This is a genomic window from Arcicella sp. GW821-FHT09D11 (assembly GCF_059416265.1).
Genome location: NZ_JBWKOV010000001.1, coordinates 371,850 through 383,923 on the forward strand (window position 1 = coordinate 371,850; position 12,074 = coordinate 383,923).

The following is a 12,074-nucleotide window of genomic DNA, read 5'->3' on the forward strand; positions in this document are numbered from 1 at the left end:
TTGAAGATTTGAAAATGAGTTAATATTATTGAAGATATTCAAATAAAACAATTGAAGATTTAACAATGGATTAGTATTATTTCAAATAAATATTTGAAGACTGGAAATTGAATTAATATAATATTAATAGATTCAAATAAAACAATTGAAGATTTGAAATAGAGCAATATTATTTGATAAGTTCAAGTAATATAATTTCCTCATTTTCAAATCTTCAAATTCTCAAATCTTCAAATTTACTCCTATTTCCCTACACTAATCTTTCCCACAGGATTCATTTCCATGTAATCAACAACCAAACTAGCCATTGATTTCATGCCTAAGACAAAGCCACCCTCGTCTATATAAAAATCAGGCGTATGGTGTGCGGGTGTCTGTGCTGGCGATTTACCTTTAGGTGCTCCTCCTAAAAAGAAGAAAAGACCCGGTACTTTTTGTTGATAGAAGGCAAAATCTTCAGCACCAGTAACGGCAGCAGTAATTGAAACATTTTCTTTACCAGCTACTCCATCCAAAGTAGGAATCATTTTCTCAGTCAAAGGAATATCATTATACGTAACAGGGCACATTCTGGTAATGCTTACTTCAGCCGTAGCACCTGCACTTTCTGCGATATTAGTTGCAATCTGTGAAATACGCGCATGAATCATATCTTGTACGCCTGTATCCAAGGCACGAATAGTACCGTTCATATTTACCTCTTCAGGAATAATATTACTTCTGACACCTCCATTGATTTGCCCTACAGTAACAACGGCTGCCGATTCTGTCACAGGTGCGTTTCTACTGACGATGGTCTGTAAACCCATAATCACTTGCGAAGCCGTCACAATTGGGTCGATACTTGACCAAGGATAAGCACCATGCGATTGCTTACCTTTGATTTTGATTTTAAACCAATCAGAACTAGCCATTGTACCCCCAGGACGATACTTTATTTTCCCAATTTCTGTTTGTGAATTAATATGCAACCCAAAGATGGCATCTACTTTAGGATTTTCTAACACGCCTTCTTTAATCATCAAAGGCGCTCCTCCTTCTTCGCCTTCAGGTGCTCCTTCTTCGGCAGGTTGGAAGATGAATTTTACCGTACCTTTTAATTCACTTTTCATCGAAGCTAGAATTTCTGCTGTTCCCATCAGAATAGCTACGTGTGTATCGTGTCCGCAAGCATGCATGATACTTACTGGTTGTCCGTTATATTCACCTGTCGCTTTTGAAGCAAAAGGAATATCAACTCTTTCCTTGACAGGTAAGCCGTCCATATCTGCACGTAAGGCCACTACTGGGCCAGGTTTGCCACCTTTTAATATCCCTACTACTCCCGTTTTGCCTACGCCTGTTTTTACTTCTATACCTAATGCACGTAAATGCGTAGCTACTTTTTCAGCCGTTTTAAATTCTCGGTTTCCTAATTCTGGATTTTGGTGAAAATCTCTTCTCCAAGTAATTACTTTAGCTTCTAGCGATTCCGCCTTTTGCGCAATTTTAGATTTTAAAGCCACAGCACCTTGTCCAAATGATGTTGATAAGGAAAGCATCAACAATGCAACAGGCAGTATTATCTTTTTCATATATAGTAGTTTGATTTTAAGATGAAATGAATTTTAACTAAATCTACTATTTTAATAACCATCTGCCAAATCTTTAATACCTGTTTAACTATTTTTACTATATAAAATAGGGCAAATTCACGTTTAATGATAGCTTTTACTCATATTGTTGCTAATAATCCCAATAATATTATTAAACCCTATTTTCTAGCAATACCCCTATTGCTTTAAAAGGCACATCTACTATTTTCACCAAACTTTTATCTTCAATTTCATCATTTAACCCAACAAAATATTGTTTATTAGCCCTCTTTGTTTAAATAATTATTGTTTAAACAAATAAAAATTTGGGAACGCAATATATTTCCTATTATTTTTGTTGTAATAAAAAATTAACAATTTTTAACATTCATACAAACTAAAAAAAATGAACAAAAAACTACTACTTAGTTTTGTGTTTCTGCTTGCACTTATATTTCAAGTAGCGGCTCAAGACAGAACTATCACAGGGAAAGTTACATCTGCCGAAGATGGCTCTGCACTTCCAGGAGTAAGTGTTGGTGTAAAAGGTTCAACAAGAGGTACCGTTTCAGCTGCTGACGGTTCTTACAAAATCAATGTTTCAGGTAATGCTACACTTACATTCACATTTGTAGGTTTCAAAAAAGCAGAAATCGCTGCTGGAACAAAATCAATTGTTAATGTTTCTTTATCATCTGATGTTTCAGATCTTGAAGAAGTTGTAGTTGTTGGTTATGGTACTCAGTCACGTCGTACATTAACAGGTTCACAAGCATCTGTTAAAGGTTCTGATATTGCGAGTATTCCAGTTCAAACTTTTGACCGTGCTTTACAAGGACGTGCTGCTGGGGTTCAAATCAGTGGTTCAAATGGTGTACCGGGTGGTCAAGTACAAGTGCGTATCCGTGGTGTAGGTTCAATCAAAGGTGGTACAGATCCTCTGTATGTTGTAGATGGTGTGCAAATTAACACTACTAGTAGCTCTGTTTATGCTTCTACAAACCCTTTATCATACCTTAACCCGAATGATATTGAGAACATTGAAATCTTGAAAGATGCGGCTTCTGCTGCTATCTATGGTGCTGCTGCTGCCAATGGTGTTGTTTTAGTAACGACTAAAAAAGGTAAAGCTGGTAAAACAAGTATTACTTTAGATTATAACACTGGATATGTAGAACCAACTAAGTATTTAGATGTTTTAAATACGCAAGAATGGATTAAACTTCGTACAGAAGCGCTTATGAATCAAACTGGTTCAACAGAATCTGTAGCTAGAACTAGTGCTTTAACAGGGGTTAGATTAAGCGGAACGCTTTCTGATGCTGAAATTGCTGCGCTTCCTACTTACGACTGGCAGAAAGAAGCTTATCAGAGCGGTAAAACGAACAACTATAATTTCTCGATGAATGGTGGTAACGACAAAACAACTTTCTTTTTGTCGGGTGCTTATAACCAGTCTGATGCGAACGTTAGAAATATCGACTATAAAGGCGGTAACTTTAGTGCTAAAATCAATAACAAAGTAAGTTCTCATGTAAGTGTTGATGCTTCGATTAACTTGAGTTCATTCAACCAAAGAGGTACTTTTGGTGGTCCAAACGGAGGTAGTTTCTTAGGTTCTCCTTCTTTCTCGTCTCCATTGATTTTACCAATGAATCGTATTTATAATGACGATGGTTCATATTTCGGAACACCAGCAGATGGTGGTATTGCTGGGGTTTTAAACCAAAACGTTTTGATGGTAAGTGATTTGAATAAAATCAATTCTAGAACAAATCAGTTGATTTCTTCATTAGGATTAACATTCAAAATCATTGATGGTTTAACATTCAGACCTTATGCTAGTTTGGATTACCGTACTATCAACGGATACAACTTCCAAGACCCACGTACTGCTGATGCATTCAACGTAAAAGGTCGTATTGCTAGTCAACAATTTGAATTAATCAACTTCTTGACAAATGCTACTGTAATGTATGATAAGATTATTAAAAACGATCATAAAATTGGTGCATTAGTAGGGGTTGAATATCGTCAGAATACACAAGAGAACTATCAGGCAACTGCTGAAGGTATTCCAACACCTCAGTTTACTACACAGTCGTCTGCAGCAAACCCTATTTCGGTATTTAGCTCATGGACAGGTTTCAAAAAAGCTGGGGTTTTTACTCGTTTGAGCTATGACTATAAGAATAAATATTTCTTAGGACTTACTGCACGTTATGATGGTTCTTCTCGTTTCGGTGCTGATAATCTATATGGTTTCTTCCCAGGAGTTTCTGCTGGTTGGGATATTTCTGGAGAAGATTTCTTGAAAAACAATGCTTCAGTTTCTCAATTAAAACTAAGAGCTAGTTACGGTACTTTGGGTAATGACCAAATCGGTAACTTTGACTCAAGAGGTTTGTATGGTGGCGGTGCTAACTATAATGGACTTTCTGGTATTTCTCCTTCAAGCTTAAGTAATGCTTCTTTAAGATGGGAACGTAACACAACTTCTAACTTCGCTTTAGACTATGGTTTCTTTAATAGCCGTATCCAAGGTTCTGTTGAATACTTCGTTCGTACAAGTAGTGATTTATTGTTAGATCAACCTGTTCCTCAAACGAGTGGTTTTAGTACAATCTCTAACAACTTAGGAGAGTTACAAAACAAAGGTCTTGAATTCAGCATTAAAACAATTAACGTTGACAGAGGAGGCTTTAAATGGACTACTGACTTTAACATCACTAAAATCAGTAACAAAATCACAAAGCTATACGATACTTTAACTACTTTACCAGGACGTGCTGTTGACGAGCAAATTAAAATCGGACAACCTTTGAACTCGATTTATGTAGCTCAATATGCAGGTGTTAACCCTGCTACTGGACGTGCAATGTGGTATGATAACGCTGGTAATATCATTTATCGTCTTGCTGGTAGTGTTGACTCATATTCAAAAATTATCGGTAGCCAAATTCCAAACTTGTATGGTGGTTTTACCAATGATTTTTCTTACAAAGGATTTGACTTGAACATATTATTTACTTACGAATATGGTCGTACAGCATTTAATAACCAGTCGTCATTTATGTTTGAAAACGGAGGACGTACTTTCAACACCTTACGTTCTGTATATGAAAGTAGATGGACTACTCCTGGACAAATTACAAGTACCCCAAGACCAATCAATGGTAATGCTGAAACACTTGGTGCTAGTATCGTAGCGGGTTCAAGAGTATATGAAGATGCTTCTTATATTCGTCTAAAAACTATCTCTCTAGGTTATAATATTCCAAAATCAGCTCTAAGCAAATTTGGTTTAGCTTCTGCTAGAGTTTACGTACAAGGTTATAACTTATATACTTGGACTAAATGGTCTGGTTTTGATGCAGAATGGACAAACTTAGGTAGTGGTAACACAGGTATCGTTCCACAACCACGCGTTGTAACTGCAGGTGTAAAATTAGGATTCTAATCATTTATCAGAAAACCTGTGTTTAGAAACATTAAAAGAGAAAAAATCAAATGAAACTAAAAAATATATTTAAACCACTTGCACTTGGTCTAGTACTAGTGGCAAGTTCATGTAGCAATCTTTTGAATGTGGAACCACGTCAATCAATTGATTCTGCTACTGCCCTTACAAGTGAAGACGCTATCCGTGCTGCCGTAAATGGTGTGTATGATGTATTGCAGTCGACTAGCTTGTATGGTCGTGATTTAATTGCTATTCCTGAGGCACTAGCTGATAATGGTAGAGCAACCAATAAATCTGGCCGTTTAAATGCAGAATATTTGAACCAAGTTAACGCTCACTTTCTTATCTGGGAAAGAGCTTATTTTGCAATCAACGAAATAAATTTAATTTTAGAGGCACTCCCTAAAGCAACTGCAGTACCTGTAGCTACTAGAGATTCTTTTGAAGGACAAGTAGCGATGCTTAGAGCTTTACTTTATTTTGAATTGGCTCGTTGTTATGGTTATGAACCAAAAGTAGCTATTGCGCAGTCTGACAGAGGTACTATTCCTCTTCATAAAAAAGGTGTACTTGACCTTTCACAAATTGAAAGATTACCACGTGCAACTATTGCTGAAACGTATGATTTTATTTATGCTGACTTAACAAATGCAGTAGCAAAATTATCAACAGTTACTCTTGGAACAGCTTATGCAAACAAAGGTGCTGCTAATGCGCTTTTCTCAAGAGTAGCGTTGTATCGTGGAGATTACGAAAATGCTATCAAATATGCTAATGCTGCTTTGGCTTCGGGTATTGGTAAATTCCAAACGAAAGATGCTTATGTAGGGGCTTGGCGTACAGCTAATCACCCAGAATCTATGTTTGAAATTGTATATCAAACAAATGAAAACATCGGTGTAAACTTATCTCTTCAAACTACTTTCACTACCTTATCTCAACTAGGTAATACTTCTACAACCGCTGGTTTTGGTGACTTAGTTCCAACAGCTGCTTTATTAGCTGCATTCGAAACTGGAGATGTAAGACGTAATTTATACGAAAGAGGAACTGCTGGTAGAGGAACTGCTGAAATTGAATGTACTAAATTCTTCGGTAGAAGTGGTGCAGTAAACTTAGATAACATCCCTGTAATTCGTATTTCTGAAATGTATTTAAACCGTGCTGAAGCTTATGCTTTAACAGGAAAACAAACTGAAGCATTGGCTGATGTTAATACTATCCGTACGCGTGCTGGATTAGATGCTAAAGTAGGATTGACTGGACAAGCGTTAATTGACGAAATTGCGAATCAAAGACGTATTGAGTTTGCTTTTGAAGGACACCGTTTCTTTGATTTAAAACGTCGTGGTGTAGATATCGTGAAAGCTTCACCTGCTCAAACTATCGCATTTACAGATTTCCGTATTTTGTCATTCATACCAACTCGTGAGATTCAAGCAAATTCAAACTTGAAGCAAAACGTTGGATATTAATATTTTAAATATTTAAAGAAATTTCAAATGAAAAAAATAATCAATATATCATTGCTTTTACTTGTGATGACTACTTTGTTTTCATGTTTTGATGAAAACAAGCAGTTATTCGACAAAGTAACCCTTGTAGAGTTTCAAGATGCCGTTGTGAACTCTCCAGCTTTAGGAAAAACATTTCCTATCCTAGCTTCAACGAATGCTGTACAAACCAAAACATTAAGAATCAACTTAGTGGGTGCACAGCGTGATAAAGATGAAGTAATCAAGTTTTCGGTTGATCCAGCTGAAAGTAATGCTGTAGCAGGTACTCACTACGATTTAGCAGGAGCTACTACCATCACTATTCCAGCAAAGTCTAGCTTTGGCGAATTAAAAGTAAATATCCTTAAAGCACCTGCACAGGCTGGACAAACAGCTACTGTTGTTTTTGTTTTAGAAGGAAACGGAAGTGATATTGGTCCAAATGCTAACTATAAAAAAGTAGGGTATAGAATTACTTTATAATAGTAGCATTCTTATTTTTATACAAACAGCCTTCTTGGATATTCCGAGAAGGCTGTTTGATTTTCTACTCTTTTATTGACTTTCGATAAGTTTTATAAAGCCAATATGTACCAATACTAATTAGTATAAACAACCAAAGTTTGCACACAAACACTATTACTTCTTCAAAAACATACCATCCAATTTTTAAGCTACTCCAAATTCTAAGAAAAAGATTGGGTTTAAAAGCAAATCTATTATCCATATTAAGAGAAGTTTCAATGGCATTAGTAACAGGCTGATACACTTCAATAGTAAGATTGCTATAGTTAACTTGGTCTTTCAAACTCAGGGTTTGTACTTTGTTCATGTCTGCTTGTGTCTGAACATCTAACAGATTTTCTTCTGCTTTTGTAGTTTCATCTAACTTTTTACCTTTTTCAGCAATCCCTTTTTTATAACGTTTTTCAAAATCTGTAAAACGCTTTTTAGATAAATCTTTTGCCATTAAAGAAAAGCTTACATCTTCTGCTGTAATGTTTTTATAATCCACAAATGTCATAATTGGCTGAATTTCCCTTATTGCTTTCTCAAAATATTGATTAGGAATTCTCATAGAAAGTTGGTTAACCACTACATAAGCTTTATTATGTAAAACCGAATCTTCGCTGATTTCAACGTCATTGATTTGAATTACCCTGTTTTCTAATTTAGCGTTTGTCACAAAACCATCATACTTTTCTACAATATCTTCAATCTGATTTGTAGCTTCTTGTACATTCTTAACTTTCCCTTTTAAATCGCCTGTTTTAATAAATTTTCTGTCTTTAGTGGACTCTGACTGTAGACCTGCTAAAGCATCATTAATTATACTATCAGCACTTTCTACTGACTTATGTTCAGCCTTTTGTTCTGAACAACCTGTAAACATCATCATTGCACTGATGGCAATGGCAAAAAGAGGTAATTGGTAAGTTTTCATCGTAATGGGATTTAGTTTCAAATGAAACGCCTACAATTACTCAAGTATTGTTAATACTTAAAAACTTATTAAAAAATAATTAAAAACTTATTAATATATTTATAAAAAGCAGAGGCTATCCCACAAGGATAGCCTCTGCTTGATTATCAACTATTCTACTCTTTTACTGATTTAGCATAAGTTCTATAAATCCAATATCCTGCTAACGCAATCAATATAAAAAACCAGAATGTCGTAAAGAAAATAAATATGTCCTCAATAAAGAACCATCCAGTTTTTAAGCTATTGAAGAATCGATAAGAGAAAGTAGACCTATTATCCTTATTAGCAAGAACTTCTACCGTATTTGCCATAGGCTGATATAGTTCAATCGTTAGCGTGCTGTAATTTATTTGATCTTTTAAACTCAAAGCCTGTACTTTGTTCATATCTGCTTGAGTTTGTAAATCAAGTAGTTTTTCTTCTGATGTAGTGATGTCTTTTAGTTTTTTACCTTTTTTATCAATCTCTTTTGCATAACGGTCTTCAAATTTCGAAAAACGCTTTTTGCTTAATTCAGTAGCTAATAATGAAGCACTTACATCATCTGCGGCAATATTTTTATGATCGATATATACCATCACAGGTTGAATTTCCCGTAATACTTTCTCAAAATATCGACTTGGAACTCTTATCGTAATTCTATTAGTGATTTCGTATGTTCTATTGTGCAAAACCGAATCTTCACTAATTTCAACTTCCTCATTTTGAAATGTTCTGGTCTCCAACTCAGCATGCGTTACATAACCATCATACTTTTCTACAACATCCTCAATATGATTTGTAGCATCTTGTACATCCGTTACTTTACATCTCAAATCTGCCGTTTTAATAATTTTCTTTTTTTCAAGACCTATTGTTGGTTCTTGATTTGGTACAACTTCTTCTTTTTTTGGTTTTTGCTTTGAAGCAACTCCTTCTTTTGATTTTTCATCAAACGTAACATCCTCTTCTTTAGGCTCTTGACCTAAAGCAAAGTCTTCTTCTGACTTTGGCTCTGAAATAGTATCTTCTGCTGGTTTTTGGTCTGAAGCCACATCTTCTTCGGACTTCTGGTTGTAAAAGTCATTTTCCGATGCATACAAAGCTGTAGTATCAGCAGTTTCGGATGAACTGATAGTCGTTTCGGCCTTTTGTTCTGAACAACTTGTAAACATCATTGCACTTATAGCAATGGCAAATAGAGATAATTGGTAAGTTTTCATTGTAATGGGATTTAGTTTCAAATGAAACGCCTGCAATTACTCAAGTATTGCAAATACTTAAAAACTTATTAAAAAATACTTAAAAACTTATTAATATAAATTTAGAATTATAAAAAAAGCCTCAGAATTATATGACTAATCCTGAGGCTTTTTAAGTATTATATAAAACTTTTTAAATCGTAATCAACATTGCTCCGTATGAGTATCCACCACCGAATACAGTTACGATGATATTTTCTCCTTTTTTAAATTCAGTTTTGTGCTCGTCTAATACAATGGCACAGCCAGCACAACCTGTATTGCCTAAGTATTGAATATTAGAAAGCATAATGTCTTCTGAAACACCCAAAGTGCCTGCTACATTTTTAGAAATTCTAAGGTTTGCCTGATGTGGAGCGATATAGGCTACATCCTCAATGGTAAGATTATTTCTTTCTAAAATTTGTAAGCTCGCCTTTGGCATATAAGTACAAGCATTGATAAATACATCTCTACCAAAAGGCATAATTAAGCCTTTCTTAACGAGTTTTAAATTAACACTTTCAGATGCTTTACCTACATTGGCAGCTCCGCCAGTTAATAAATCCTTAATCTCCCAGTTGCTATCTGCTGTACGTTCCTTAGAAATAGACACTACCACGGCTCCATCACCCCAAAGATGCCCAGCTTTGGTATCATCTTCGTTGTTATAAGCAGTATTGTGTTCAGAAGCTACTACCAAGGCTTTTGTAGCTTTGCCAAGTGCAAAATATCCTTGAACAATCTCAATAGCATTTAACAAAGATGAACAAGCAGAAGAAATAGTAACTACTGGTATTTCACTAACATTAATATGGTGTTGAATAGCATGTGCTAATGTGAAAATACTATCATAAGGAGTGTAAGTTGCACCAACTATTAAATCAACTTCAGCAATATCATAAGGTAAACTCTCTTTAATTTTATCAACAGCTTGAATGGCCATTGTATGCGTATTCTCATCGGCTGAAGCTTTACGACGTTCGCGAATGCCAGTACGTTCGGTTATCCAGTCGTCACTCAATCCATTTAATTCTTCAAAATAAGCATTGGTAATAATTTGTTCGGGCAAATAACTTGCGATAGCGTTTATAAACATTTGGGTTATTTTGGTCTTTTCTTGTAAATATCAACGTAATCACTTGACAATGAACTTGGTATAACTTTATGAGTATTCCGATTTCATTGATGACCACAAAAAAATAAATTTTGGGTCTAAATCTAATACAAAGGAACTCAATGTTTTTTCATAGTACAACAATTTATTAGAAATAAACAATTATTACTTAATAAAATCCTGTATTTTTTTGTACTATTTCCATGTTTTTTGGATAAATCTCATAAAACTAAAGTTAAATGCTATATTCAACAAGTTTTATGCATTTGAAGGCTCAAAATGATGATTCTCTCAAAAAATGATGTATATCATTGCGTTGTCAATATTTTGCATCATTTTTCTACCTTGATTCAGCCTTTTTCTTGAACCAAACTTTTTTACTTTTATTGCTTACCTCACTTGATTTTGCAGGTGCTTTTTGAGAAGGTTGAGTACGTGCTTGAATCGGGGTTGATATTTTCGGATTACTATTTTTAAAGGCATGGTCTTCAATTACTGGAATGTTTTTAGCAATCAGCTTTTGAATATCCCTCAAAAAAGTTTTCTCTTCACTATCACAGAAAGAATACGCCGTACCATTTGCTCCTGCCCTGCCTGTACGTCCAATTCTATGCACATAAGTTTCAGGAATATTTGGAATATCAAAATTGATTACATACGCCAAATTATCCACATCAATTCCTCTGGCTGCAATATCAGTAGCGACAAGCACTCTAGTTGTCTTATTTTTAAAGTTTTCTAAAGCTCTTTGGCGTGCATTCTGGGCTTTATTACCATGAATGGCCTCGGCTTTAATCTCATATTTTGCCAATACCTTTACTACTTTATCAGCACCATGTTTTGTACGTGTAAAAACTAATACTGTTTCAATGGATTTATCTTTCAAAATATCCATCAACAAAGCATTCTTTTGGTCTTTTTCTACAAAATATACGGCTTGTTTAATGGTATCTGCCGTTGATGATACGGGTGTTACCTCTACTTTAACAGGCTTATAAAGAATATTATCTGCTAATTTTTGAATTTCTGGAGGCATCGTAGCTGAGAAAAACAAAGACTGACGTTTAGCTGGTAGAAAAGTTAAGATTTTCTTGATGTCATGCACAAAACCCATATCTAACATACGATCGGCTTCGTCAAGGATAAAAACTTGAATATCTTTCAGGGTAATAAATCGCTGATTGATTAAATCTAACAATCTACCCGGAGTAGCTACTAAGATATCTACGCCATCTTGTAAAACATCTGTCTGACGCCCTTGTTTTACACCACCAAAAATTACGGTGTGCTTAAGTCCTGTAAATCGTCCATAAGCTTTGAAACTATCATCTATTTGTATGGCTAATTCACGTGTGGGCGTAACAATCAATGCTTTGATGGTTCGCTTGGCACGATGTTGAACAGGATGTTGCGTTAAAAGTTGTATGGTAGGAATGGCAAAAGCTGCAGTTTTGCCAGTACCCGTTTGGGCTACTCCTAACAAATCTTTTCCTTGAAGTATTGCTGGAATCGCTTGAGCTTGAATAGGTGTCGGAGTACTATAACCTTCCTCAGCTAGTGCTTTTTGGATAGGTTCAATTAAATTTAATGCTTGAAATGACATGAGAATGTTGTTAAAAACGAAAAGGTTTTGATATGCAAAACGAGCATATAAAACACTACAAATCAAATGATTGTTTATTTATAACAAACGTTAAATGTTACCGTTTAGTTACAAA

General features: G+C 35.1%; 8 protein-coding genes. 3 read left to right on the plus strand and 5 right to left on the minus strand.

Annotation, left to right across the window (positions count from 1 at the left end; all coding sequences use genetic code 11):
• Window positions 1-242 precede the first annotated feature (242 nt).
• Window positions 243-1,574: an amidohydrolase gene (locus tag AC07N0_RS01460; protein ID WP_494587846.1), complete on the minus strand. Its 1,332-nt coding sequence runs from the start codon at window positions 1,572-1,574 to the stop codon at window positions 243-245.
• Between the two features lie 406 nt (window positions 1,575-1,980).
• On the opposite strand from AC07N0_RS01460, the gene AC07N0_RS01465 reads away from it, so the two are divergent.
• From AC07N0_RS01465 to AC07N0_RS01475, 3 genes are read left to right on the plus strand one after another with little or no spacing between them, the layout of a single operon-like run.
• On the plus strand, window positions 1,981-5,034 hold the full coding sequence (locus AC07N0_RS01465) for a SusC/RagA family TonB-linked outer membrane protein (protein WP_494587847.1): 3,054 nt from the start codon (window positions 1,981-1,983) through the stop codon (window positions 5,032-5,034).
• A 50-nt stretch (window positions 5,035-5,084) separates the two neighbouring features.
• Complete coding sequence (locus tag AC07N0_RS01470) at window positions 5,085-6,512, plus strand: RagB/SusD family nutrient uptake outer membrane protein (protein ID WP_494587848.1); 1,428 nt, start codon at window positions 5,085-5,087, stop codon at window positions 6,510-6,512.
• 27 nt (window positions 6,513-6,539) lie between these two features.
• Complete coding sequence (locus AC07N0_RS01475) at window positions 6,540-7,016, plus strand: DUF4843 domain-containing protein (protein ID WP_492800462.1); 477 nt, start codon at window positions 6,540-6,542, stop codon at window positions 7,014-7,016.
• 64 nt (window positions 7,017-7,080) lie between these two features.
• Here AC07N0_RS01475 and AC07N0_RS01480 read toward each other — a convergent pair whose 3' ends face one another.
• From AC07N0_RS01480 to AC07N0_RS01495, 4 genes are all read right to left on the minus strand, one after another.
• Complete coding sequence (locus tag AC07N0_RS01480; protein ID WP_494587849.1) at window positions 7,081-7,977, minus strand: DUF4349 domain-containing protein; 897 nt, start codon at window positions 7,975-7,977, stop codon at window positions 7,081-7,083.
• A 155-nt stretch (window positions 7,978-8,132) separates the two neighbouring features.
• Window positions 8,133-9,221, minus strand: a complete 1,089-nt coding sequence (locus tag AC07N0_RS01485; RefSeq protein ID WP_494587850.1) for a DUF4349 domain-containing protein — start codon at window positions 9,219-9,221, stop codon at window positions 8,133-8,135.
• Window positions 9,222-9,393: 172 nt separating this feature from the next.
• Window positions 9,394-10,338, minus strand: a complete 945-nt coding sequence (locus AC07N0_RS01490) for a 3-oxoacyl-ACP synthase III family protein (RefSeq protein ID WP_494587851.1) — start codon at window positions 10,336-10,338, stop codon at window positions 9,394-9,396.
• A 358-nt stretch (window positions 10,339-10,696) separates the two neighbouring features.
• On the minus strand, window positions 10,697-11,959 hold the full coding sequence (locus AC07N0_RS01495) for a DEAD/DEAH box helicase (protein WP_494587852.1): 1,263 nt from the start codon (window positions 11,957-11,959) through the stop codon (window positions 10,697-10,699).
• Window positions 11,960-12,074: the final 115 nt, after the last annotated feature.